The 25,556-nt window shown below is 65.0% G+C and carries 22 protein-coding genes; 13 read left to right on the top strand and 9 right to left on the bottom strand.

The annotated features are described in order from the left end of the window. Window positions 1-65 precede the first annotated feature (65 nt). Genes ACOI2T_RS20805 through ACOI2T_RS20830 form a run of 6 tightly spaced genes read right to left on the bottom strand, consistent with a single transcriptional unit; the run spans window position 66 to window position 6,633 of the window. Window positions 66-839, bottom strand: a complete 774-nt coding sequence (locus tag ACOI2T_RS20805) for an ABC transporter ATP-binding protein (protein WP_409505593.1) — start codon at window positions 837-839, stop codon at window positions 66-68. Further along, window positions 814-1,650: an ABC transporter ATP-binding protein gene (locus ACOI2T_RS20810; protein ID WP_409505592.1), complete on the bottom strand. Its 837-nt coding sequence runs from the start codon at window positions 1,648-1,650 to the stop codon at window positions 814-816. The genes ACOI2T_RS20805 and ACOI2T_RS20810 overlap by 26 nt, the downstream gene beginning before the upstream one ends. Further along, window positions 1,643-2,551 carry an ABC transporter permease gene (locus tag ACOI2T_RS20815; RefSeq protein ID WP_409505591.1) on the bottom strand — a complete coding sequence of 303 codons (909 nt, stop codon included), beginning with the start codon at window positions 2,549-2,551 and terminating at the stop codon, window positions 1,643-1,645. Before ACOI2T_RS20815 ends, ACOI2T_RS20810 begins: the two co-directional genes overlap by 8 nt. After that, complete coding sequence (locus ACOI2T_RS20820; RefSeq protein ID WP_409505590.1) at window positions 2,548-3,513, bottom strand: ABC transporter permease; 966 nt, start codon at window positions 3,511-3,513, stop codon at window positions 2,548-2,550. Before ACOI2T_RS20820 ends, ACOI2T_RS20815 begins: the two co-directional genes overlap by 4 nt. After that, the gene (locus ACOI2T_RS20825) at window positions 3,510-5,006 is read right to left on the bottom strand and encodes an ABC transporter substrate-binding protein (RefSeq protein ID WP_409505589.1); all 1,497 of its coding nucleotides are present in this window, start codon (window positions 5,004-5,006) and stop codon (window positions 3,510-3,512) included. Before ACOI2T_RS20825 ends, ACOI2T_RS20820 begins: the two co-directional genes overlap by 4 nt. Before the next feature lie 22 nt (window positions 5,007-5,028). Then, complete coding sequence (locus ACOI2T_RS20830) at window positions 5,029-6,633, bottom strand: rhodanese-like domain-containing protein (RefSeq protein WP_409505588.1); 1,605 nt, start codon at window positions 6,631-6,633, stop codon at window positions 5,029-5,031. 191 nt (window positions 6,634-6,824) lie between these two features. On the opposite strand from ACOI2T_RS20830, the gene ACOI2T_RS20835 reads away from it, so the two are divergent. Both ACOI2T_RS20835 and ACOI2T_RS20840 read left to right on the top strand, forming a co-directional pair. After that, the gene (locus ACOI2T_RS20835; protein WP_409505587.1) at window positions 6,825-7,568 is read left to right on the top strand and encodes an ABC transporter ATP-binding protein; all 744 of its coding nucleotides are present in this window, start codon (window positions 6,825-6,827) and stop codon (window positions 7,566-7,568) included. Between the two features lie 14 nt (window positions 7,569-7,582). Then, the gene (locus tag ACOI2T_RS20840) at window positions 7,583-8,383 is read left to right on the top strand and encodes an ABC transporter permease (protein WP_409505586.1); all 801 of its coding nucleotides are present in this window, start codon (window positions 7,583-7,585) and stop codon (window positions 8,381-8,383) included. A gap of 10 nt (window positions 8,384-8,393) precedes the next feature. Here ACOI2T_RS20840 and ACOI2T_RS20845 read toward each other — a convergent pair whose 3' ends face one another. Beyond that, entirely contained in the window at window positions 8,394-9,680 is a 1,287-nt protein-coding gene (locus ACOI2T_RS20845) for an NtaA/DmoA family FMN-dependent monooxygenase (protein ID WP_409505585.1), read from the bottom strand. 2 nt (window positions 9,681-9,682) lie between these two features. Beyond that, window positions 9,683-10,714, bottom strand: coding sequence for an aldo/keto reductase (locus tag ACOI2T_RS20850; RefSeq protein WP_409505584.1), 1,032 nt, complete (start codon window positions 10,712-10,714; stop codon window positions 9,683-9,685). 316 nt (window positions 10,715-11,030) lie between these two features. Between ACOI2T_RS20850 and ACOI2T_RS20855 the strand changes: the two genes are divergently transcribed. The 8 genes from ACOI2T_RS20855 to ACOI2T_RS20890 all read left to right on the top strand — a co-directional run bounded on the left by ACOI2T_RS20855 (window position 11,031) and on the right by ACOI2T_RS20890 (window position 21,615). Continuing rightward, window positions 11,031-12,140: an acyl-CoA dehydrogenase family protein gene (locus tag ACOI2T_RS20855; RefSeq protein WP_409505583.1), complete on the top strand. Its 1,110-nt coding sequence runs from the start codon at window positions 11,031-11,033 to the stop codon at window positions 12,138-12,140. 193 nt (window positions 12,141-12,333) lie between these two features. Next, on the top strand, window positions 12,334-13,968 hold the full coding sequence (locus ACOI2T_RS20860) for an ABC transporter substrate-binding protein (RefSeq protein WP_409505582.1): 1,635 nt from the start codon (window positions 12,334-12,336) through the stop codon (window positions 13,966-13,968). Continuing rightward, on the top strand, window positions 13,965-14,996 hold the full coding sequence (locus ACOI2T_RS20865) for an ABC transporter permease (protein WP_409505581.1): 1,032 nt from the start codon (window positions 13,965-13,967) through the stop codon (window positions 14,994-14,996). Before ACOI2T_RS20860 ends, ACOI2T_RS20865 begins: the two co-directional genes overlap by 4 nt. After that, entirely contained in the window at window positions 14,993-15,850 is an 858-nt protein-coding gene (locus ACOI2T_RS20870) for an ABC transporter permease (RefSeq protein WP_409505580.1), read from the top strand. Before ACOI2T_RS20865 ends, ACOI2T_RS20870 begins: the two co-directional genes overlap by 4 nt. A gap of 13 nt (window positions 15,851-15,863) precedes the next feature. After that, entirely contained in the window at window positions 15,864-17,552 is a 1,689-nt protein-coding gene (nikE, locus tag ACOI2T_RS20875) for a nickel ABC transporter ATP-binding protein NikE (RefSeq protein ID WP_409505579.1), read from the top strand. Further along, window positions 17,549-18,880 carry an NtaA/DmoA family FMN-dependent monooxygenase gene (locus tag ACOI2T_RS20880; RefSeq protein WP_409505578.1) on the top strand — a complete coding sequence of 444 codons (1,332 nt, stop codon included), beginning with the start codon at window positions 17,549-17,551 and terminating at the stop codon, window positions 18,878-18,880. Before nikE ends, ACOI2T_RS20880 begins: the two co-directional genes overlap by 4 nt. Window positions 18,881-18,916: 36 nt before the next feature. Continuing rightward, window positions 18,917-20,155 (top strand): acyl-CoA dehydrogenase family protein, encoded by a 1,239-nt coding sequence (locus ACOI2T_RS20885; protein ID WP_409505577.1) that lies wholly within the window; start codon window positions 18,917-18,919, stop codon window positions 20,153-20,155. A gap of 56 nt (window positions 20,156-20,211) precedes the next feature. Beyond that, window positions 20,212-21,615, top strand: a complete 1,404-nt coding sequence (locus ACOI2T_RS20890) for an LLM class flavin-dependent oxidoreductase (protein ID WP_409505576.1) — start codon at window positions 20,212-20,214, stop codon at window positions 21,613-21,615. On the opposite strand, the gene ACOI2T_RS20895 is transcribed toward ACOI2T_RS20890, so the two are convergent. Continuing rightward, a complete protein-coding gene (locus ACOI2T_RS20895) occupies window positions 21,599-22,459 on the bottom strand; it encodes a polysaccharide deacetylase family protein (RefSeq protein ID WP_409505575.1) in 861 nt (286 codons plus the stop codon). The genes ACOI2T_RS20890 and ACOI2T_RS20895 overlap by 17 nt on opposite strands. 59 nt (window positions 22,460-22,518) lie before the next feature. Between ACOI2T_RS20895 and ACOI2T_RS20900 the strand changes: the two genes are divergently transcribed. The 3 genes from ACOI2T_RS20900 (at window position 22,519) to ACOI2T_RS20910 (ending at window position 25,543) form a co-directional block, all read left to right on the top strand. Beyond that, window positions 22,519-22,893 carry a MerR family transcriptional regulator gene (locus tag ACOI2T_RS20900; RefSeq protein WP_067851338.1) on the top strand — a complete coding sequence of 125 codons (375 nt, stop codon included), beginning with the start codon at window positions 22,519-22,521 and terminating at the stop codon, window positions 22,891-22,893. 131 nt (window positions 22,894-23,024) lie between these two features. Next, window positions 23,025-24,188 (top strand): LLM class flavin-dependent oxidoreductase, encoded by a 1,164-nt coding sequence (locus ACOI2T_RS20905; protein WP_409505574.1) that lies wholly within the window; start codon window positions 23,025-23,027, stop codon window positions 24,186-24,188. A gap of 8 nt (window positions 24,189-24,196) precedes the next feature. After that, window positions 24,197-25,543, top strand: coding sequence for an NtaA/DmoA family FMN-dependent monooxygenase (locus tag ACOI2T_RS20910; RefSeq protein ID WP_409505573.1), 1,347 nt, complete (start codon window positions 24,197-24,199; stop codon window positions 25,541-25,543). Window positions 25,544-25,556: the final 13 nt, after the last annotated feature.

The following is a 25,556-nucleotide window of genomic DNA, read 5'->3' on the forward strand; positions in this document are numbered from 1 at the left end:
AGTCGACGCCGTCACCACACTGAACAACGGTCTCGGTCTACGAGAACTGTTCACCGAGGACTTAACTACCGCAGCGCTGGCACGTCGGCGATCAGCCTGCGCGCATAGGCACTTGACGGGGACCGGACGACATCTCGAGCTGGACCGTCTTCGACGATCACCCCGTCGTGCAGCACAGCCAGGCGATCACAGGTACCGGCGATCGATCCAATATCGTGAGATACGAACACGATCGACATATCGTACTGTTCACGCAGGACCGTGAACAGTTCGAGTACGAGGATGCGGTTGCTCGCGTCGAGCGCGCTCACGGGCTCGTCGCACAACAGTAACCGCGGCCGGGTGGTCAGGGCACGGGCGATAACCGCTCGCTGGCGCTGGCCGCCGGACAACTCCGCGGGTTTCCGTCCGAGCAGTGCGATGTCGAGCCCGACTTCGGTGAATGCCTGCTCGGCTCGTTCCCGGCGGCTGGTTCCGGTAGGTATCGGCGCACCCAGCACGAGTGGTTCGACCACAGATCGACCGACCGTCCAGTCCGGGTCGAGACTGGCGAGCGGGTCCTGATAGACGTACTGAATTGCCCCGCTCGAGCGGAACTTCCGCAATCGGCGACCGGCCAGCGCACTGATCTCGACCCCATCGAATCGCACCGCGCCGCCGCGTGCCTTGGCGAATCCGAGGATGGCGCGGCACAGTGTGGTTTTCCCCGATCCGGTCTCACCGATGAGACCGACGATCTCGGCCGGTCCGATCCGCAGCCCGATCCCGTTCAACACGTTGTCCCGGCCGTAACTCACCTCCAGGTCGGAGATTTCAAGCAGTGGCGTAACGCGGCTCATCGGCGTCCTCGGAGGTGGTGTAGCGCTCGATCCCGTACCGTCGGTGCTCATCGATCAGCAGTCGGGTGTAGGGGTGCTGCGGATTTCGCAGAACGGCTGCCGTCGCACCGGATTCGACGATGCCGCCGTCCCGCATGACCAGTACGGTGTCGCAGATCGAGCTCACGACAGCCAGATCGTGTGAGACGAACACGACACTCATCCCGGTCGCGTCGCGCCGCGCGGACAACACCTGCAGCACCTCGGACTGCACGGACACGTCGAGCGCGGTCGTCACTTCATCGGCGATCAGCAACGCCGGCCGCCCCGACAGCGCGATGGCCAGCACCGACCGTTGCAGCATGCCGCCCGAAAGCTCGCGGGGCAGTTTCGCCGCCGCCCCCGACTCAGGCCCCAGGCCCAGTTCGGTCAGCAGTTCCTGCGCACGGGCAGCCGCTTCGCGCCGACGCAACCCATAGCGCACCCGCAGCGCGGTCGCCAGTTGCCTGCCAACTGGCACACTCGGGTTCAGATACGATCCGGGGTCCTGGAATACCGCCGCGATCAAGCTGCCGCGCAGCGAGCGCCACTCGTCGAAACCGTACGTCAGGACGTGGTGTCCGGCCAGGTTGATGTCGCCCGCGCCGATCTGCAGACCTTGCGGCAGAAGGCCGAGAATAGCCTTGCAGGTCACCGATTTTCCGCTGCCCGATTCCCCGACCACTCCAACGATCTGACCGGGACCCACGCTGAATCCGATGTCGGACACGACCGGCTCGCCGCCGACCGTGGTCACGGCCAGTCCGTTGACAGACAGCAGCGGATCAGCCATGCGCCACCTCTTCTTTCGTTGCCAGCCGCACACTGCCCCGGGCCCGCATCAGATGCAGCCCGCTCGACACCTGCCCCCGGCCGCCGGGCTGACGGGCGATATCGGCGAGCCCGTTGAGCGCGACGACGGTCGCCGCAATCAGGATCGTCGGCACGATCGGCGAATACGGCCGCTGGCCCAGATACCCCAGGTCGCTGGAAATCGCACCGCCCCAGGTCGGCGCCGGTGGAACGATGCCGATCCCGAGGAACGTCAAGCTCGACACAATGATCAGACCGGTCGCGACGGTGTTGGCGCCCGCGATCAGTACCGGTTGGATGATCTTCGGCAGGATGTGCGCTCGAACCAGATAGCCCGTGGACGCACCGTAAAGCCTTGCGCTTTGGACGTAGTCCGCCTGGCCGACCACCAGGCAGGCTGCCCGCGTCACCCGGTAGAACAGGGGTGCGGTCAGGACGCCGACGACGATCATCGCCTGATGCAGGCCATTGCCGACCAACTGGGTCACCGCCACCGCGAACACCAGGAACGGAACCACGATGAGCGTGTCGATCACGCGCAGGCTGATCCACTCGACCGCCCGATGCGAGTACACGGAGAGTACCGCGGCGGGTACGCCCACGAGGAACGCGACAACGGCGACCTCGAGTGCGGAAAACACCGACAGTCGCGACCCGTACAGGATTCGGCTCAGCACATCACGTCCGAGATAGTCGGTGCCCAACAGATGTTGGGCAGACGGGCCTGCCAGAATGTCGTCGGCCAGCGCGAGCGGATCGTGTGGTGCCAACGCAGGCCCGAAGATCGCCAGGACCAGCACTGCTGCACAGATACCCACACTGGTCCAGCCGAACACGCCAAGAGTGCGGTCTGCCCGGCGAAGCGCGGCGCGCCACGTCATAACGTTCCCCGTCGATCCGGGGAGAACCGATCAAGCAGCATGTTCACCAGGGTGTTGAACACGAGCACCACCACGATTGAAATGATCAGGGCGCCTTGGACCACCGGCAGATCGCCGCCCTGAGCAGCCTTGGCCGTGTAGGCACCGTAACCGGCCATGGAGAACACCGATTCGGTGATGACCGCCCCGCCCAGCAATGTGGGGAATTTCAATCCTAGGATGCTCAGTGCCGGGCCGATCCCGTTGCGGAACACCTGACCGAAGACGATCCGGCGGCGCGAGAAGCCCTGCAGGATCGCCCCGGTCACGTAGTTGCCGTCCAGCGCACCGATCAGGCCGGTACGCACCTGCCTCGCCAGATCGCCGATGGTGTCGAAGCTCAATGCGAGCGCAGGCAGGGTGATGGTCCACAACCATTGGCCGGGATCGTCCTGGAAGGCAACGTATCCCCCGGCGGGGAACCACTTGAATCCGACAGCGAACACCAGGATAAGCAGCACGCCGATCGCGAACGCCGGAACCGCGGTGCCGACCGAGGCCACCCAGGTGATGGCGCGGTCGACGGCGCCGTGCTGACGAAACGCGGCCACGACACCGAGCCCCACGCCACCGACGATGCCGATCGCCAGGGCCAGCAGCGCCACGCTCAGGCTGATCGGCGCCTTCTGCGCCAGCAGTTCTGACACGGACTGCCCGTTCGACCATGACGTTCCGAGGTCACCGCGGAATAGACCGGTCAACCAGTCGAAGTACTGCACGACGATCGGGCGGTCCAGCCCCCATTCGTGACTGATCCGGGCCAGGTCCTCGGCTGTCGCGTCGTCGCCGGCGACGAACGCGGCCGGGCTGATGCCACTGACCACCCCGAGCGCGTAGGTGACGATGCTGGCCAACAGGAACACCACGACAGCGATGGCCAGCAGCCGGACCGGCCGCATCAGCCAGCGGCTAGCTCCAATCACTGAATCGTCACGCCCTCCCAGCGGATCTGCCCCTGCCGCGCGTCGAGCGCGGACACCCCGTCGGATTTGATGAACGTCCACGGGATGTCGAACAGGTAGTTGTGCGGCGATTCTTCGGCCGCGATCCGCACCGTCTGCTTGAGCACGGTGTCGTAATCCGGTGCGTCCAGCGGGGTGCTGCGCAACCGGTCAAGAGCGTCCTCGAAGCGAGGCGTGGCATAGGGCGCGCTGAGATTCATCAGTCCGGCCGGACCGTAGAAGGACAACAGAGCCTGTACTGGCGATTCACGCCCCGTCGAGGTGTTCAGTGCGAGCGCGGGCTCTCGCTTCACGAGGACCAGTTGGTTGCTCTCCGCCGAGGTGATCATCTTGATGGTGGTGTCGAATCCCGCCTTCGCGAGCTGGTCCTGCAGGAGCTCAGGGACGCCGCCTGCGTCCTGGCTGTACAGCTGCACCTTGACCTCGCCGGGAGCATAACCGGCTTCGGCCAGAAGCTGTTTGGATTTCTCCGGATCATAGGGCCAAGCTTCTGCGAAGCCGTTGTCGTTCTGCGGGTACCGCAGGGGGAACGGCTGATTCGTGACCTGGCCGGTGTCCAAGGTGCTCTTGTCGACGAATTCCTGCCGATCGAAGGCGTACCGCAGGGCCTCTACCACCTTCGGATCGGTGAACGGAGCCTTGTTGTTGTTGACGATCACCCCGTACACCTGGCCGGTCTGGGTGTACTCGACCGGCAGTCCCTGCGATTCGGCGTTCTTGGCAGCGGCGGGTAGTGCGTAGGCGACGTTGTAGACCCCGGTCTGCACCGATGCCACGACGGTTGCCTGGTCGGGCTTCTCGTAGATCGTCACTTTGTCGATCTTGATCGCGTCGGCGTTCCAGTAATCGGGGTTCTTCACCAGGGTTGCGTGGTCGTCTCGGATGAACTCCTGGAGCACGAACGGCCCCGCGCCGACAGGTTTGGTGTCGAGTGCTGCCGGATCACTGCCGGCCGCTTGCTTACTCGCGATCAGCCCCGGACGGCCCGCGACGAGCAGTGGCACCTGGTAGTCGGTCTGCGCCAGATTGAAACGGGCGGAGAGGTCGTCGACGACGTCGACGGACTGGATTGTCTCGATCAGATCCTTGGACCGGGAGTTCTTCTGGGTCTTTGCACGGTCGAAGTGAAACTTCACCGCCTCGGCGTTGACCGTCGTGCCATCGCTGAACTTCAGGCCAGGCCGCAGATGGAATGTCACCTGCGTGCCGTCGGCGTTGTACTCCCAACGTTCCGCCAGGCCGGGTTTGGGTTTGCCATCCTGGTCGATCTCCGTGAGGCCCTCGTAGGCCAGCGGCAAACCGAAGATGTCCCAGCCGATTTGCGAGGTAACCGGATCCCAGCTGGTCGGTATGCCAATGGCCCATTTCAGTTCGGCGCTCTTGCCGGCAACGGTCCCACCACCGCCACACGCGCCGGTAATCACCGTCACCGCAGCCAGGAGGGCCGCTGCCAATACGCGCCTAGGATTACGCACGTCAGTCGAACTTCCGGAACGGCACGGTGTCGTCCTGCTCGAGTTCGGCGACCAACCCCAGCTCCCAGGACAGGTAGCGGCGGAAACCGGCCTTGCGTCGCTCCGGGTCGGTTTCGCGCCAACCCGACGGCACGACGTCGTCGGCGTCGTGCAGCCAGCTCTCGGTTCTGGACTCCAGCGGCAGCCCAGCGGCCCGCCAGGCCTGCGTACCGCCATCGAGGACCGCCACATCGCGGTCGGTTTCGGCCGCCAGGTCCGCGGCGGCGAATCGCGCCAGCACCGCGTCCTCGGAGGTCAGCACGATCGGCCCGGTGCCCGGGATGTCCGCAGCGGCCAACCGTGCCCGGATCGCGAAATGCGCACCGGGGATGTGGCCTGCGCGGTAAGCCGGACTCAAGGACAGGTCGACGACGGCGGAATCGCCGAGGGCAGCGTCGAGCGCCGCGGCATCGATCACGCGGTAGCCGTCCTGCGGAATGTCGAAAGCAATTGGTAACAGACCGGTTTCGAGCGGCTCATTGTCGAAGGCGTTGTCCAGCACGAACACGTCACCCCATCCGATCTGGGTGATCCAGGAGGCCGCGACGGTCGCGCGTACGGTGTCGTTGTCGACCAACACGATGCGGGCATTGTGGGTCCCGACATGACGGAACGTCCACGGCGCCACGTCCCAACTGGGAGCCGAACGCGAACCCGCGAGATGGCCCGCGTCGAACTCCTCCGGTGTGCGCACGTCCAGCACGTACAACGACCGCGTATCGGCCTCGTCCCGGAACTGCTGCAGGGTGCCCTTGTCGATGCGCTTGATGTCGAACCGTTCGGCGAATCGGGCCGCCGCCTGCTTGGCTGGTTCAGCGGCCCCATCGCCCGGAGCGGGAACCGCCACGGAGGCACCGTGATCAAGCTGGTGGCCCTCCAGCACCCAGGACTGGGTACCCCCTTCGAGTGAGACGACCCGGTTGGGCAACCCGGCGTTGATCAGCGCCTGTGCCCCGAGGATGCTGCGGGTGCGGCCCGCGCAGTTGACCACCACCAACGAATCGGGAGACTTCACCACCTCAGCAGCCCGGTAAACCAGCTCGGCGCCGGGGATGGAGACGCCCCCCGGCAGGCTGTGGTTCTCGAACTCGCCGATCGGCCTGCTGTCGAGCAGCACGACATCCTCCCCCGCCGCGACGCGTTCACGGAACTCGGCGACCGTGATATGCGGTGTCTGATAGACGTGTTCGATCCACTCGCCAAAGGCCTGCCCGATGACATGGTCACCTCCGGACTGCACCTTGTGGCCGGAAGCGGCCCAGGCCCGGAGTCCGCCGTCGAGGACGCGGACATCGGTATAACCCAACTGGGCCAGCCGTCCCGCGGCACGGTCGGCAAGATGATCATCGCCCCCGTCGTACACGATCACCGGCGTCGACAATCGCGGAATCCGTGTGTGCACCCGCAGCTCCAGCACACTCAACGGAACCGACACCGCGAGAAGTATCGAGCCCTGCGCGGCAGTCACAGCCGGTTCCCTGACGTCGAGAAGCGCGTACTCGGCTTCCCCACCAACCAGATCGTGCAGTTCGTCGGCGGTGATGGTGGCTGTTTCGACTGTCGTCATCGGCGGTCCTTAGGAGTCGTGATGCTTCGGCACGAGTCTGAGTCCGGACCGACCGCAGATCAACCAGGTTCGACTACGGGAATAGTGTGCTGTGGCTTAACTATTCGTTGCCACGGGTTTCGATCATCGAGATTTGTAGTTCGGGCTATATCCATGCGACAGGTCCCCGCCGGTGCGGGTAGTTTGCTTCTGTGTCACCTGCTCTCGAAGTCCGAAACCTACGCAAGACTTATCGTTCCGGGTTCACCGCGCTACATGATCTGAACCTGGACATTCCCGACGGCGCGTTCTTCGGACTGCTCGGCCCCAACGGTGCAGGCAAATCCACACTCATCTCGGCGACCTGCAACCTGCTGCGTCCGACCGCTGGCGAGATCCGGATCTTCGGTCATCCGAACGACTCTCGCACTGCACGCGCCTTGGTGGGCCTGGCCGAGCAAGAGGTGAACCTGGACCGCTTCCTGACCAACATCGAAGTTCTCATCTACCACGCCGGCTACTACGGGCTCGGACGCCGTGAGGCCACCCGACGCGCACACGACCTGCTCGAGCTGCTCGGACTGGCAGACAAGGCGCGTCAACGCCCGTATTCGCTGTCCGGCGGTATGCAGCGCCGACTTTTGGTGGCACGGGCGTTGATTCACCGACCGCGACTGCTCATCCTCGACGAGCCGACCGCCGGTGTGGACGTGGAACTGCGGTCGGATTTGTGGGGTTACATGAGGGATCTGCACCGGATCGGTCACACGATTCTGCTCACCACGCACTACCTGGAAGAAGCCGAGGCATTGTGCGATGAAGTTGCTCTGATCCGAGCGGGCCGGGTGATCTCGCGCGACAGCGCGGCAGGGCTGCGCGCGGAGTTCGGTGCCAACGATCTGGCCGAGGTCTACAACCGGGCGATGTCGGCATCGCTCGGCCGAGGCGCACAGTGAGTGAGAACTGGTTGGTGTCAACCCCACTCACCCCGTATGACCGGGCCTATCAGGCGCAACGTCCGGCGTTCACCTGGCTGCTGGAGCGCGAGATAGTCCGATATCTGAAGGTTTGGTACTACACGATCCTCGGACAGGTGCTCGCCGCGCTGCTGTTCCTGTTCGTCTTCGGTGTCGCCTTGGGCAGTCGTATCGACGACGTGCGCGGGCTGACCTACGACCAGTTCATCCTGCCGGGCCTGGTCGTCCTGGCGGTCGTCACCGCCGGCTACATCCAAGGCACCGCTTCGCTTTTCGAGGCGCGCAAAGACCGATTCGTCAACGCCGTGCTGGCCAGTCCGTTGCGCTGGTGGGAGATGCAGCTTGCCCTGCTGCTCGGCTCAATGGTGCGCGGGGCTCTGATCGCGGCGGCGATCCTGATCGTGGGCCTGCTGCTCACCGGAATCCACTTGGCACGCCCGGGATACTTCACCGTAGCCGCGATCGCGGTTTTGGTTCTCGCGGCACAAGCCGGGCTACAAGCCGGCCTGACCGCCAAAACCCAGGAACATGTCGCCGCGATGCAGACACTGGTGGTGCAGCCGTTGTGCTTTCTGGGTGGCGTTTTCTACTCAGTACACGACCTCGCTCCGGCCTGGCGCGTACTCAACTACTTCAACCCGGTGTTCTACGCGGTACAAGCGATGCGTCATGGAATGGTCGGGCAAGCCGACCTGGCAGCACCGGTCGCACTATCCATCGTCGTCGCGGCGGCCGTGGCACTCAGTGGATGGCTCGCATGGCAATTCAAGTTCGGAAAGCAGCTCAAGCCATGAACGCGCGTGTCTAGGCGAATGCCGACCGTGCACCACCGCCGGCGTACTCGCGCTTGTAGATTCCCTTGGTCTGCAACAGCGGTATGACGTGATCGACGAAGTCCGTCAGCCCGGTTGGCGTGATCGCCGGATTGACGTTGAAACCGTCGACCGCGCCGTCGGTGAACCACTGTTCGATCTCGTCGGCGACGTGTTCGGCGGAGCCGACGAAACGTAGATGCCCGTTGCCCGAATCAGTGATACGCAGGATGTCGCGCAGGGTCGCCCCGGCATCGGCATGGCTGCGCACGATCTCGTGAAAACTGCGCTCCCCAGCCAGGCTGTCCACCGGTGGAAGCCGGTCAACCGGGAACGGCTCATCGAGCTCGATACCCGTCAGGTCGACCTTGAGCCGTTCTTCGAGGATTCCGATGGAGCGCTCAGGCGGGTTCAAAGCGCTAATCTCGTCGTGCAATTCGTGCGCCTCGGTGTCGGTGCTGGCCACGATCGGGATGAGCCCGGGCAGCACCTTCACGAGCGGCCCGATGCGGCCCAGCCGTGTCTGGGTTCGGTGCAACTCGTCGCGGAACGCCTTGGATTCGGGAATGGTGCGTTGCGCGGTGTAGACCGCGTCGGCGTAGGCCGCGGCGAGTCGGCGGCCAGGCGCGGACGAACCGGACTGAAAGACCAACGGCCGGTCCTGCGGAGACCTCGGCACATCCAGTGCGCCATGAACGGCGAAGTGTTTGCCGCGGTGGCCGATCGGTCGGACGCTGCCCGGCTTTGACTGCACACCCGCTTCCTTGTCGACAACCAGCGCGTCGGCATCCCAGCTGTCCCACAGCTGATACAGCACATCGAGGAACTCATGGGCTCGGTCATATCGCTCGCCATGTCCGGGCAACTCGTCGTACCCGAAATTCTGCGCAGCGTCGAGCGATCCGGACGTGACGATGTTGACGCCGGCACGCCCGCTGCTCAGGTGATCCAACGTGGCTATTTGGCGCGCGACGTTGTAAGGGTGGTTGAACGTCGACGACAGGGTCGGTATCAGCGCGATGTGGCTGGTGGTGGATGCCAGCGCCGACAATAGTGAAACCGGTTCGAGCGGCGAGAACAGCGTGGTCCAGTCATTGCTTCTGGCGGCAGGGGTGTTCGCCACGAAAAGGCCGTCGAACAAACCTCGCTCCGAGATCCGCGCGTACTCCTGGTAATAGCTCAGGTCGAGCGCGCGCTGCGGTGTGGCGTCCGGGTGCCGCCAGCCGCCCTGGGTGAATCCGATGGGCCGGATCACTGAGTTCAGCACCAGTTTCGGCATGGTCACAGGCTCAATCCGGTTCCGTGCACGCCATGCTCGTCGATGAGGGCCAGCTCCTCGTCGGTGAACGCCGGGAAGTCGAGCGCCTTGACATTGTGATCGAGCTGCCACGTCGAGCTCGCGCCCACCAGCGCCGAGGTCACAGTCGGGTTCCTCAACACCCACTGCAGCGCGAGCTGGGCCAGTGATTGGCCACGCGACTCGGCGATCTTGTTGAGTTCGGACGTGCGCTGCCGATAGGTATCGGTGATCACGTCGGGTTTGAGGAAGGTGCTGTTGACCGCGCGTGCACCCGCCGGAATGGACTCCAGGTACTTGTTCGTCAACAGACCCTGCGCCAGCGGCGAATACACGACCAGCCCGAAACCATCGTCAGCCGCCAATTGCAGCAGGCCGTTCTGTTCGATGCGACGATCGAAGATCGAATACCGCGGCTGGTGGATCAGCAGCGGCACACCGGCGTCGGCGAGCAGCACAGCCACCTCGTGCGCCCGGTCCGGCGTGTAGTTCGAGATGCCGACGTAGAGGGCCTTGCCCTGGTTGACCGCCGATACCAGTGCTCCGACAGTCTCGTCGATCGGTGTCGAGAGATCAGGGCTGTGGCTGTAGAAGATGTCGACGTAATCGGTGCCGAGGTCGCGCAGGCTGTGGTCGAGCGACGTCAACAACGACTTGCGTGACCCACCTTTGAGGTACGGACTCGGGCCGATGGCGTTGCCGGCCTTCGTGGAGAGAATGAGTTCGTCGCGGTACCTCGACAGGTCCTTCGCAAGCACCCTACCGAAGTTCTGTTGTGCAGCGCGATGCGGCGGACCGTAGCGGTCGGCATTGTCGAAATGGGTGATGCCGAGATCGAAAGCATGCAGCATGATTTCGCGTTGCGTTTCGAACGGATAGTCGGTGCCGAACTTCTGCCACAGTCCGAACGAGAACGCCGGCAGGTCGAGACCCGACCGACCGGACCGCCGATACGGGATGTTCTCGTACCGCGCGTCGGCCGCGGCGTACGTCGATTCGAACGTTCCGTAGGACATGGGTGTCTGGTGCCTTTCGTGTTCGGCTGTGGAGCGCGCAAAAGAGGCCGGCAGGGCGGATTCGATCGCGGATACCGTCGATGGTCAGACCGATGCCGGCCAAGCTTCATCCCGTCTGGCAAGACATGCAGCAGCGTCGAGACGTGAGCACGCACCAGCCACCCCGATACTTCGAGTAGTAAACCAGACCACGACCCGCGATACACCGATTCGGTTCACGCTGATCACAAGCACATCAACAGATTTCGTCCGCGGTAGATTTCTTGCACTGGGAACCGTCCACCCGAATCCGCCGACGCACACAGATAGGACATGAGTGACTTCCGTCGAATCCACCGTGACGTCATCGGCAGACGCGGTGACCGCCAGCGACGCGAACCCGTTCATCACACGAGTCAAGGCGCACGCCGATGACGTGCTTCGCCCCGCCGCGCTGCAAACCGACCGCGACGGCGTCACCTCCGCGCAGCTCACCCAACTCGCCGGCCTGGGTCTGTTCAATCATTCCGCGCCTACGGAGTTCGGCGGTGCGGCAATCGGGACGGCGGGCGACCGCCGGCTTCACGAGATCATCGCCGGATCATGCTTCAACACCTGGCTGGTGTGGGCACAACACGCACCCATGGTCGGACGCCTGACCCTGGCCTACCAGAAGGGTGCCGAACTGTCCGACCTGTCGCGCGACGCGCTCGCCGGACGCGTCTTGCTGGGCGCGGCGATCAGCGACGTCCGGCGGTACCCGCGCTCCTACATCGCCGCCTCGCGCACATACGGTGGCTGGACGTTCACCGGCACGATCTCGTGGGTCAGCGGTTGGGGACTGAACACGGTGCTCGCGGTCGCCGCCGTCGAAGCGTCGACCGAGACCGTGGTCACCGCCCTCGTCCCGATCAGTGACCGGGTCCGAGCGACCCGTCTCGAACTCGGTGCGGTCGCCGGGAGCCGCACCGAGCGGGTGACGCTCGACGAGGTCTTCGTCCCATCGTCCGAAGTGATCCTCACGCAATCGCTCACAGACTGGCGCACAGAGGATCTCGCCAACTCAGGTGACACCCGTCCGCAGTACTTCGGCCTGGCGGCGACCGTGCTCGACGAACTCGACGGTGCACCGGATCCCCAGGTACGGCGAATCGGCCAGGTCTGGCGTCCACGTGTCGACGCGTTGCGCGCCGACGCCTATGGGCTTGCCGACGAGGCGAAGGCGGCCGGCGACGAGCGGCACCGCATCACAGAGCGAGTCGGGACCAAGGTCGCGGTCGGTGAGGCACTCGCCACCATCACCCGCGCCCTCGTCGTGGCGAGGTCCGGGCACGCGATCGCGCTCGACGACACCGCGCAGTTGTACGCGCTTTCAGCGCTTTTCCTGCTCGTCCAAGGCCAGAGCGCCGATGTCCGAAACGCCCAACTGGCCGACCTCGCGCGGTAAGCCGGCGTGGATGATGCACCCGACCACAATTAAGTTGAGGTCAATCAATTGCGTAGCGAGAGTGCGTTGTTTGCGGTCGGCCACGCCGAAAGACTGTGCACTGTGACCGGTCCATGTTGTTGTGCGCGCTTCGCGCGGCCCGTCGTGGCCGCATAACCGACCGCCATCAACGCAGATTAGGAACGCCGATCCGATGACCTTGCTCTTCGACCGCCGAGTATTTCTCGGATTAAGCGCCGCCGCCCTCGGATCCGGCCTCCTCGCCGCGTGCGGTGGACCTGGTAGCGGAACCTCTCAGTCGGGCGCAGGCCCCACCGGACCTTCGGGCGATCCGGTTCGCGGTGGCACGCTGACCTTTTCGGATACCGAAGCGGTGACCAGCTGGCAGGCCCAGAAACTGAGCACCTACAGCGCGGGCAATCTGACCTTCCACACGAATGTGTTCCTACTCTACTTCGATCCGTACAAGAAGCAGTTGCAGCCGTGGGTCGCCGAGTCGTGGACCAAGAACGACGAGAATACGCGGTTCAGTTTCAAGATCCGCCGGGGCATCACGTTCAGCGACGGCACGGAGCTCACCCCGGAGATCGTCGCCCAGAACTACGAACTCTACGGCCGGGGCAACGAAAAGTTGCGGATTCCGGTGCACCAGCAGCTCTCCCGCGGATACGACCATGTCGAGGTCGACGGCGACACGGTCACCGTCGTCCTGTCCAAACCCAATCAGCAGTTTCTGATCGACACCACCCGACTGAACTCGCCCATCCTCGGCGCCAAGACCGTCGGCTTGGAACTCGAGGAGGCCGGAAGGCCGGAAAACCATGTGGGCGCAGGACCGTTCGTGTTCAAGTCGCAGGTACCGAACCAGTCCGCGGTGCTGGTGCGGCGCCCCGGCTACAAATGGGCACCGGCGAGCTCACCGAATCAGGGCGAGGCCTACCTCGACGAGATCGTCTGGAAAGTTCTTCCCGAAAGCGGTTTGCGCACCGGCGCTTTGACGTCTCGCCAAGTGGATGTGGCTCGGGGGATCCAGCCGTCCGACGAGGCAGCGATCCAGGCGGCCGGCTTCCAGTTGCTGCTCTACCGTCCCCCGCTCGGTACGTCGAACTACGCTGGCCTGCGCGTGGACAACGAGTTCACGAAGGACCCGCTGGTGCGGCAGGCACTGGTGCTGGGTATCGATCGTGACGGTTTGAGTCGTGACGCGCTCACCCCGAGCTATCCTCCGCCGATATCGATCCTCAATGTCAACAATGCCAATGCCATCGACCTCACCGGCGAGTTCTCCTACAACCCGGATAAGGCGCGTGACCTGTTGGAGCAGGCGGGGTGGCGTCAAGGGCCCGGCGGCATCCGCGCCAGGGACGGCAAGCAACTGCACCTGACGGTGCCCCAGAGCGCCCAGCAGGTGGCACTCGGACCGGCGTGGGAGTACATCGCCCAGCAGTGGCGCAAGGAACTCGGCATCGTGCTCGATGTCCGCAACGACCCGTCGTTCGCGGCGGCCGCGAACAACGACGTCACCGTCCCGATCGTGGTGAGCCGGACGTCGATCATTTCCCTCGGGCAGAGCTTCGGCGGTGAGGGCAATACGGCGCTGCTCGGATCGTCGCCCGAGCTCACCGCGCTCTACGCCCGCGAGCTCGAGGCCCGCGACGACGCCGAGTTCAAAGCCGTTCAGATCGAACAGCAGAAGGCGCTGATCAAGGGTTCCTACGTGATCGCCTATTTCGAGGAGGCCCAGACCTTCGGCGCGTCACCGAACGTACACGTGACATTTCAGACGCAGACGTACCCGGACTTCTACAACGCCTGGAAAGCCGGATGACGGCCGTCCAGGAGGTCGAAGAAGTCCTCGGCCGGGGCCAGACCACATTGGCCGGCTTGAGTAGCCCGCGCACGCGTCTGTTCGCCCGGTATCTCGTCGGGCGTATCACGCAAGCGGTGGTTGTGCTGTGGCTGGCCTACACCCTGACCTTCGTTGCGATCACTTTGCTTCCGTCCAATCCGATCGACATGTTCGCCGCCGATGACACCGGCGTGATCGACCCGCAGACCGTCGAGCAGATGAAGCTCTACTACGGCTACGACCACGGAGTCTTGCAGCGGTACTTCATCGAGTTGAGTCACGTCGTTCGCGGGACTCTGGGATATTCGATGAGCACCGGTCAAACCGTCACGCAGGCGATCGGCGAGGCGGCGTTGCCGACCCTTAGATTGACCGTGACCGCGTTCGCAGCGGCCGTGCTCATCGCGACGGCGATCGTGTCCACCGCGACCTTGACGAGTCGCCGCTGGCTGCGGTCCTTGGTTGTCCTGCTTCCGCCGCTGTTCGCGGCCGCGCCGGTGTTCTGGGTCGGCATCGTGGTGTTGAATGTGTTGTCCTTCCGGCTGGGCTGGATCTCGGCATTTCCGGATGGCACGTTCCTGTCGATTCTGGTGCCGTCACTCGTGTTGGGTCTGCCGCTGTCTGCGGCGTTGGCGCAGGTGCTGCTCAAGAGCGTCGAGACCGTAGCGCACAGCGACTTCGTCGATGTGGTACGCGCCAAGGGCGCGGGCAAGCACTGGGTGTTCTGGCGACATGTGGTCCGTAACGCCGCCGGTCCCGGACTGACCGTGGCGGGAACGGTTTTGGGCACGTTGGTGGGCGGTGCGGTCGTCACCGAAACGGTATTCGCACGGGCAGGGATCGGACGCGTACTGCAGACGGCGGTATCGCAACAAGACGTGTCACTCGTCCAGGGCTTCATCCTGATCATCGCCGGGGTCTATGTCGTGGTGAACTTGGTGATCGACTTGCTCTACCCCGCGCTCGACCCGCGGATCCTGCTGACGACGGGCGGGGCGCGAGGATGACGGTAACCTTCTCTCCGCCGACCCGACCGTCGGCGACCAATCGCCGAACTCGGTTCAGCGCCAACAACCTTGCCACCATATTGGCTGTCGCCGTACTGGCGACGGTCCTCTTGTGGACCTTTTTCCCGGCGTGGTTCACCAGCCACGACCCCCTCGTCGGCGATGGCAGCCAGAAGTTCCTTCCACCCGGCCCTGAGCATTGGTTCGGCACCGATCGAGCCGGCCGCGACACCTTCACTCGCGTGGTGCACGGCACCCGCAACACCGTGCACGGTGCTCTGATCGGGACATCGATCGGCCTTGTCGTCGGCACCATCTTGGGAGTGGCCGCAGGGGTACTGCGCGGCGCGGTCGACGCGGTTGTCATGCGACTGGTCGACGTTCTGTTGGCGCTTCCGGGATTTCTGTTGGCGCTGTGTGTGGTCGCAGCCTTCGGCCCCGGTACGACGCACGTCGCCATCGGCGTCGGCATCGCCGCGGTTGCCCCGTTCGCGCGCGTCGCCCGAGGGGAGGCATTACGCGTCGTACAGCTCGAATATGTTGAGGCTGCACGGGTTTCGGGCGCCAAACCGGCGGCGGTGCTGTTCCGCCACGTCCTACCGAACTCGGCCGGACCCATCGTTGCCCTGATCCCGACGGAACTGGGCTCGACCATCCTCAACATCGCCGGCCTGGGCTTCCTGGGGTACGGCGCACTACCGCCGACACCGGAGTGGGGCACCCTGCTGTCGGAGGGGCGTGACTACTTGGCCAACGCCTGGTGGCTGACCACCCTGCCCGGGATCGTCGTGTTGATCGCAGTCCTGGCAGTATCACGCGCCGGCCGAATCCTGCAGCGTCGCTTCCGGATCTGACGAGGAGAACAACATGACGACCACCTTGCCGGTCGCTGCCGAACACACCGCCGACTCAGCCGCGCAGCCGGTGCTCGAGATCGAGAACCTGACTATCTCATATCACGGCGCGTCGCAACCCGCGGTACGCGGAGTCAACGTGAGAATCCAACCCGGCGAAGTGGTCGCGGTGATCGGTGAGTCGGGGTCAGGTAAGACAACTTTGAGCAAGGCGGCTATCGGCCTGCTGCCGGGCAGCGCCCGCGTCGACAGCGGATCGGTCCGGGTCACCGGCCGCGAGCTCACCGGCCTGCGCGAACGCGATCTGGTCAAACTCCGCGGCAAGGCTGTGGCCCTGGTACCCCAGGACCCGGCCACATCGCTGGATCCCGTACAACCGATCGGGCGCCAACTCACCGAGGTCTTCCGGCTGCACCCCGGCGGAAAGCGGTTGTCGCGGGCGGAATTGCGGGCCAAGGCCGTCGACTTACTCGATCTGGTCGGAATCGATAACCCCGCACAACGCCTGCGGCAGTACCCGCATGAATTGTCCGGTGGCATGAAACAACGGGTGCTCATCGCCATCGCCTTCGGGCTGCACCCCACGCTGCTTATTGCCGATGAGCCCACCTCGGCCCTCGATGTCACCGTGCAGAAGCAGGTCCTCGAGGTATTCGACCGGCTCACCGGGCAGACCGGGGTGGCAGTGCTGTTCGTGACACACAATCTGGCCGTCGCGTCCGATCACGCCACCCGCGCGATCGTGATGCGTGACGGCGAGGTGCTCGACAACGGGCCGATCGATGATCTGGTGTTGCGGCCGGGGCACGATTACACGCGCCAACTCATCGGCGGCGCATTCGGTCTCGGCGACGCCAACACACCGGTTCCCAATGTGCCGGTCGAACCTGCGGCACCTCTCGTCGAGGTGAAAAATCTCACCAAGACCTTCACACACGGACCGAACGGACATTTCAAGGCTGTCGACGACGTCACTTTCGCCCTCACCAGAAACAGCACCTTCGCACTGGTCGGCGAGTCGGGATCGGGAAAGTCGACGACGGCGCGACTGATCCTCGGGCTCTCCCGTCCCGACTCCGGGCAGGTCTTCATCGAGGGCAACGAGGTAACCCGTCTCCGCCGGCAGGCCAAGCGCCGAGTATGGCGCAAAATCCAGCTGGTACAACAGAATCCACAGGTGGCGCTCGACCCTCGGCTCACAGTCGAGCAGATCGTGGCTGAGCCGCTGCGCTCGTTCGGGCTCGGCGACCGTGCGGCCCGCCGACGCCGAGTCGCCGAATTGCTCGATCAGGTGGGACTGGCCGGTTCCTTCGCCGCCCGCAAGCCGCGCGAACTTTCCGGCGGGCAACAGCAGCGCGTCGCGATCGCGCGTGCCCTGGCGCCTCGCTCCCCCATCGTGGTGCTCGACGAGGCATTGTCGGCGCTGGACGTGGTGACCCAAGGGCGAATTCTCGATCTGCTCGAAGAGGTCAAACGCGAGCTCGAGTTGACGTATCTGTTCATCTCCCACGACCTCGAAGTCGTGCGCTCGATATCCGACCATGTTGCGGTGATGCGACGAGGCCGCGTCGTGGAAACCGGGCCGACGGACAGGATCTTCACCGCCCCGGGTTCGGACTACACCCGCGCATTGCTCGATGCGACACCTGGACACCGGTTGCGCAGTCAACTCGCCGCGCTGTCCGACAGGAGAATCTCGTGACCCAGCGACGACTGTTCCTCAGCGTGGCCGTCAACAGCACCGGATCGGCAGCGCGGTCATGGGCATGGCCGGGAACGAAATGGAGTCGGTTCAGCGACTGGGACCACTATCTCCGGTCGGCCCAGTTGGCGCACGACGGCGTCTTCGACATCGTGTTCGTGTCTGATCACCCTGCGCTGCAACGCGACAACTCGGCACGGCCGCTGCACAGTTTCGATCCGACAGTGCTGTTCTCGGCGATCGCGGCAGCGGTGCCCGACATCGGATTCCTGCTCACCGCGTCCTCGTCGTACAACTCGCCCTACAACCTCGCGCGCCGCCTCGCGACGCTGGACCACATCTCCGGTGGCCGGGTGATCTGGAATGTGGTGTCCAGCTTCAATCCGGACATCGCGGCGAACTTCTCGGCCGCGCCGCTACCGCCTCGGGCCGAACGATACCGTCGGGCGGACGAGTTTCTCCAGGTCGTCAAGAAGCTCTGGCTCAGCTGGGACACTCCCGGGGGCGCGGCGCCATCAGACACCGTCTGGGATTCGACCACCGCACGCCGCATCGACCACCACGGCGAATTCTTCGACGTGGCAGGGCCGTTGAATGTGCCGATCGGACCCCAGGGCCACCCGGTGATCTCTCAGGCCGGTGCGTCGCAGGCCGGAGTCGATCTGGCCGCGAAACACGCCGACATCGTCTATGCCTCACTGCTGCACAAGCAGGCCGCGTTCGATTACAAGGCACAGCTACGGGACCGGGCTGCCGTACACGGTAGGGATCCGGACGACATTCGCTTGATGCCCGGTCTGACGGCGATCATCGGCAACACGCGCGACGAGGCGTACCGCAAGCATGAGGCACTGCACGGGTCCGACGGTGAAGACGGACTGATCGCGGACTTCTTCAAGCGGGCGGCGCTGTTCGATATCACCGACCGGCTCGACCCCGACCGCGCGCTCGATCCGAAGTTGTTCGACTACACCGAAGATCAGTCTCGGCCTGTGGGATTCGTGCGATCGTTCGCCGAACTGACTGCCGCAGAGGAGATCACTCCCCGGCAGCTGGTGCGCCGGGTCGAGGGCGGGCACCGGCTGGCCATCGGTACTCCCGAAGACGTCGCCGACACCATCCTGGACTGGTGGAGCGCGGGTGCCGTAGACGGTTTCAACATCCACATCCCGGTGCTGCCGGACGGCATCGCCGAATTCAACCGTACGGTCATGCCGCTACTGCAACACTCCGGAGCCTTTCCCACCGCCTACGACGGGTCCACCATCCGCGAACGCCTCGGACTGCGTGATCCACGGACTGCGGCGGCCGCATCGGTCGTGGCCTGACTCATGTCGTAACACCCTCCGATCGAAAGGCGCACCGTGTCCGCAGCATTTCAGTCCAGCCTCACCCAGTTCCGCCGGATCTTCGACCAGTTGGCCGGTAAGGCCGCTTCCCGCAGCCACACCGACGAACCGGTGTACGAGGAGATTCAGGCACTCGCTGCCGCCGGATTCGGGCGGCTGCGGGTCCCGGTGGAACACGGCGGCTTCGGGGTCGACCTGCCCACGCTGTTCGAACTGCTCGCCGAGGCCGGCCGGGCCGATTCGAATGTGCCGCAGATCCTGCGTGGCCATTTCACCACCGTCGAGATTCTGCGGCAGTCCCCGTCCCCCGAACAACGCACCCACTGGCTGCGCCGCATCGCCAACGGCGCGATCTTCGGCAACGCACAGTCCGAGCCGGCCGACGACAGCCCGGACTTCCTGCCGACCACCAAGCTGCACCACGTCGCCGGTCGGCCGGTCGTCTCAGGCGTGAAGTACTACTCGACCGGTGCGCTTTATGCCGACTACATCCGCGTCGCGGTCGCGGTCGAGGATCCCGACGATGCCGACGCCGGCAAGGTCACCTTCGCGGTCGTGGATGCCCATGACCCCGGCGTCACCCACGACGACGACTGGGATGGCATCGGACAGCGTCTCACCGGAAGCGGGACAACACGTTTCGATGCGGTGCCGGTGCAGGAGAACGGCAGACTCGGCCGCTCCAAACAGAACCTGCGCTCGATACAGGCGTTCGTGCAGCTCGTGCATCTGGCCAACCTGACCGGCATCGCCCGCAACGTCGTCGACGACGCGACCGCGCTGATCCGCTCCCGGGTCCGCACCAACCTGCATGCGCTGTCGGAACAACCCACCGAGGACCCCGAGGTGCTCGCCGTGCTCGGCCACCTCTACCGCCACGCGCAGACAGCCGACGCCTTGCTGGTGTCGGTCGCCAACAGTCTGGAACGTGCCAACCAGGTGGCGGCCGCCGGGCTGGACGCCGAGGAGGCCTACGCCCGGAATTTCATCGACGTGTCGGCGGCGCAGGTCACCATCATCGAGGCGGTGCTCGACGCGGGCGCCCAGATCTTCAACGCGGGCGGCGCGTCGGCCATCCGCGAGGGCACCAGCCTCGACCGGCACTGGCGTAACGCCCGCACACTGGCCTCACACAACCCGGTGATCTACAAGCCCAGAATCATCGGCGATTTCGTCCTGAACGGGACCACACCGAAATCCTTTTACGACCGCGTGCGGGAGAACAGCGCCGCAGGCGCTTCCCGACATGTTTGACGCCCGCTGAGACAAACCGTTCCCGGGTGGGACACCGGCTCCTAGTGTCGGACAACATGACCCGACCGCGGCTGATCCTCAATGCCTTCACCATGAACACCGCAACCCATGTCTCATACGGCTCGTGGCGCAACCCCGAGAACCGCAGCATCGAATTCGACCAGCTCGATGTCTGGGTGGATCTGGTCAAACTACTGGAACGCGGGAAGTTCGACTCGGTGTTCTTCGCCGACGTCGTCGGACTCTATGACGACTACCGCGGCGGGTGGGAAACGTATGTGCGCGAAGGCTTGCAGATTCCCAACCACGATCCGTCGGCGATCATCTCGGCGCTGGCACTGTCGACCGAACATCTCGGCCTCGTCATCACGAGCTCGGTGCTGCAGGACCATCCCTTCTCGTTCGCACGCAAGATATCGACGTTGGATCACGCCTCGAAAGGACGGATCGGTTGGAACGTCGTCACCAGCGCCCTGCAGAACTCGGCGCGCAACTTCGGATTGCTCGAACGTGAGGAACACGACGAGCGCTACCAGTGGGCCGAGGAGTACACCGAAGTCGTCTACAAATTGTGGGAAGGGTCGTGGGATGACGGTGCGCTCATACGGGACCGTGAACGTGGCGTACACGCCGACCCCGACAAGGTCCACAAGATCCATCATGTCGGCAAGCGCTACCGAGTCGAAGGTCCGCACCTGAGTTTTCCGTCACCGCAACGCACACCGGTGATCTTCCAGGCCGGAACCTCGACGGCCGGGCGCACGTTCGCGGCCCGGCACGCCGAGGGCGTGTTCATCAACGCGGTGTCACCGAAAGGGGCTCGTGTGGTGATCGACGACACCCGCGACCGGGCGGTCGCGGCGGGGCGGCGCCGCGATGACATCAAGTTCTTCCAGGGCCTGTCCTTCGTGGTCGGCTCGACCGAAGCCGAGGCCAAGGCCCGCGCCGCCGACCTCGACGATTACCTGAGCGTCGACGGGCTGATCGCGCATCGCAGCGGCGGTATCGGCGTCGACTTGGGCGGCCTGGATCATCACACCCCGATCGGCGACCTGGCCCCCACTGTCCAGGGCACGCGCAGCACCATCGAAGCGCTGATCGCGGCCGCGCCGCCCGGCACCAATCCGACGATCGCCGACCTGGTGCGCCAGCAGCAGGAATCGACCAGGATCATCGGAACGCCGGAGCAGATCGCAGACACGCTCGAGCAATGGCAAGACGCGGGCGTCGACGGGGTCAACATCCGCTACATCACCACACCCGGCAGCTTCGAGGATTTCATCGACCATGTGGTCCCCGAGCTGCAGGCTCGTGGCTTGGCCCAAACCGAGTATGCGCCAGGCACTCTGCGCGACAGGCTCTTCGGCGCCGGCCCTGCCCTTCCCGATCGGCATCCGGCCCGCTACTGGCGCGGCCGCTTCTCCGCGGCGAGCGTGGACGCCGTCAGCTCAGCAGGCTAGGCCGGACGTGTGCTGCGATCTCGTCGCTCGTCGTCAGCCAGGCGTCGGGTTGCGCGGCAAGGTATTTGAGCACCCGGTCGAGGTACTTGTGCCGGAACGGCTGGCCGATCACGAACGGGTGCAACGCCAACGCCAACACGCGGCCACTGGTGGCGGAATCGGCGTGCAGTTGTTCGTACTGGTCGATCACCATCTGTTCGAATTCGGGTCCGGTGATGCCCTTGCCGAAGATCAGCAGATCGTTGAGCTCGACTGAGTACGGCACACTGATCATGCCGGGCGTGGTGAGCGGATAGGGCTGGTCGTCGTTGGTCCAGTCGAGCACATAGTGAAAACCCAACTCTGCCAGAAGTTTCGGCGTGTTGTGCGTCTCGGTCAGGCCGGGCCCCATCCAGCCGCGTGGCTGCCGGCCGGTCGCATCCGCGATGTCGCCGGCGATCTCGGCCAGGACCCGGCGTTCCTCGTCGACATCCAGATCGGTGTGCAGGATCGAGTTGGTGCGGCCGTGCGCCAGCCACGCCCAGTCCCGTTCCAGGCCGGCGGCCACGATCTGCGGATGGTGCTTGATGACGGCCGAGTTCAGCAGCACGCTGGGACGCACGCCGTGCCGGTCGAGGCTCTCGATCGTGCGCCATATGCCCACGCGGGCGCCGTAGTCACGCCAGCCGTAGTTGAGCGCATCCGGCTTCAGATCGGCGGTTCCGGGCCAAATGCTCGTGGAGGGGTGGTCGATGAGGAAGTGCTCGATGTTGAGGCCTACGTAGACCGCGACGCGGGCGCCGTTGGGCCAGGTGATCGGCGCGCGTTCGGTGATGGGGCTGTAGTCGAAAGGCGGTGTGGTCATGCCGCACGGTACGAGTTGACACCAATGTGAGAGTCAAGCCGCGGCGGTATAACTGGCGTATGCGTATCGGCGAACTAGCGCGTCGAACCGGGGTGAGCCAGCGGTCTCTGCGCTACTACGAGCAGCAAGGCCTACTGGCTTCCGACCGGACGCCCGGCGGGCAACGCGAATACTCCGAACGGGCCGTCGATCGGGTGATCCGCATCCAGGAGCTGTATGCCGCGGGCCTGACCAGCCGCACCATCGCGTCGCTGCTGCCGTGTATGCGCGACGACGGCGGCCCGGCACCTCAGGCCACCCCGCGCCTGCTCACCGAGCTCTCTGCCGAGCGGACGCGCCTCGACCGGTCCATCCGCGAGCTGATCACCTCGCGTGAGGTGCTCGACAGCGTGATCGCCGCCGCGGCGGACCCGGCCGCACCGCGCTCGAACTGAATCACCATGCGTTGATCTCTTGAAAGCCCAGCACATCGCGCCAGACTGGACAGATCGGGCACATGGCGCGGGAATGGGCCCGCCACCACACACGTTGCCGCTGAAACCACGCACGAAAGCGAGGAACGGCTGTGTCAGAATCCCCTCCGGTCCACCTCGGCGTCGCACTCGACGGCACGGGTTGGCACCCAGCTTCCTGGCGCGAGCCCGACGCCCGGCCCGCAGACCTGTTCAAGCACGACTACTGGACCGATCTGGTCGCCGAGGCCGAACGTGGCCTGCTCGACTTCGTCACGATCGAAGACGGTCTGACGCTGCAGTCCGACCACCCGTGGCGAGCCGACGACCGCACCGACCGGGTGCGCGGCCGGTTGGACGCGGTACTGATCGCGGCACGCGTGGCACCCCGCACGAACCACATCGGGTTGATCCCGACGGCCATCGTCACCCATACCGAGCCGTTTCATCTGTCGAAGGCCATCGCGACGCTCGACTACGTGAGCACGGGACGCGCAGGCATCCGGGTGCAGGTATCGGCCCGCCGCGATGCGGCCGCCCATTTCGGACGACGCGACATCCCCGAGCGTTCGCCCGAGCTGTCCGAGGAACTGTTCGGCGAGGCCACCGACTACGTGGAGGTGCTGCGCCGGTTGTGGGACAGCTGGGAGGACGACGCCGAGATTCGCGACGTCGCCACCGGCCGGTTCATCGACCGGAACAAGCTGCACTACATCGATTTCGAAGGTGCCAAGTTCTCGGTGAAGGGTCCCTCGATCACCCCGCGCCCGCCGCAGGGCCAGCCGATCGTGGCCGCGCTCGGTCACGTCGACCACGCCTACCGGCTCATCGCGTCGAGCGCCGACGTCGGCTTCATCACGCCGCACAGTGCCGATGAGACGGCTGCTCTTGTCGACGAAATCAGCTCGGCGCGAGCGGCTTCCGATCCGGTCCGGGTGTTCGCCGATCTGGTGGTGTTCCTGGACGCCACCGCCGCGGACGCGGCGGCGCGACGAGCCCGGCTCGATGAGCTCGCTGGTTCCGAATACCGCAGTGACGCCGAGATCTTCGCGGGCACTCCACAACAATTGGCCGATCTACTGCAGGAATGGCATGCGGCCGGGCTGACCGGCTTCCGGCTACGCCCCGCCACGCTCCCCCACGATCTGCGTCAGATCACCGAGGCCCTGGTGCCCGAACTGCAGCGGCGCAACGTCTTCCGTGAAGCCTACGACGCCCCGACCCTGCGCGGCCTGCTCGGCTTGCCTCGCCCCGCCAACCGCTACGCCACTGCCTAGGACAACCGATGAGCAAGCCCATCAAGCAAATTCACCTCGCCGCGCACTTTCCCGGCGTCAACAACACCACGGTATGGAGCGACCCGGCATCGGGCAGCCACATCGAGTTCAGCTCGTTCGTGCACTTCGCGCAGACCGCCGAACGCGGCAAGTTCGACTTCCTGTTCCTGGCGGAAGGGCTTCGGCTGCGCGAACAGAACGGGCTGATCTACGACCTCGACGTCGTGGGCCGGCCCGACACGTTCACGGTGCTTGCCGCATTGGCCGCCGTGACCGACCGGCTCGGCCTCACCGGCACCATCAACTCGACGTTCAACGAGCCCTATGAAGTGGCACGGCAGTTCGCCTCGCTCGACCATCTCTCCGACGGGCGGGCCGCCTGGAACGTCGTCACGTCATGGGATGCGTTCACCGGGGAGAATTTCCGGCGTGGCGGATACCTCGCCGAGGAGCAGCGCTACGAACGTGCCGAGAGTTTTCTGGCCGCCGCGCACACGTTGTTCGACTCGTGGCACGGCGACGAGATCGTCGTCGACAAGGATCGCGGCGTCTTCCTCTCTGACCCGGGTGCGGGGAAATTCTCGTACCGCGACGCGCATTTCGACATCGCCGGGCAGTTCAACGTTCCGCGCAGTCCGCAGGGCCGGCCGGTGATCTTCCAGGCCGGGGATTCCGACCACGGCCGGGACTTCGCGGCCCGCGCCGCCGATGCGATCTTCTCCCGGCACGGCACGCTCGAGGCCGGTCAGCAGTTCTACACCGACGTCAAGGGGCGGCTCGCCAAGTACGGCCGCCGCCATGATCAGCTACTGATCCTGCCCGCCGCGACGTTCGTGCTCGGCGACACCGACGCCGAGGCCGCCGAGATCGCGCACGAGGTGAGGCTGGCACAGGTGTCACCCGCCACGGCGATCAAATTTCTCGAACAGCTGTGGAACCGCGATCTGTCCGACCATGACCCCGACGGTCCGCTGCCGTCGGTCGATCCGGTCGTCGGCGAGAACACGATCGCGCGGGGCCGGGCGAGCGTGCGGATGCATCGCGACCCGATCGCCGTCGCCAACGAGTGGCGGGCCAAGGCCGAGGCCGAGAAGCTCACCACGCGCGAACTGATCATCGAGGTGACCGGGCGGCAAAACTTCATCGGTTCTCCGGCGACCGTCGCCGAGACGATCAACAAGCTCGTGCAGGAAGACGCCAGCGACGGCTTCATCCTGGTGCCGCACGTCACGCCCAGCGGTCTCGACCCGTTCGTGGACAAGGTGGTGCCGCTGCTGCAGGAACGCGGGGTATTCCGCACCGACTACGAGGGCACGACCCTGCGCGACCACCTGGGCTTGGCCACACCGCACTGATTCGGCCGATACG

The sequence above is a fragment of the Mycolicibacterium wolinskyi str. Jessa 2025 genome (assembly GCF_049241375.1).
Lineage (GTDB): Bacteria > Actinomycetota > Actinomycetes > Mycobacteriales > Mycobacteriaceae > Mycobacterium > Mycobacterium wolinskyi.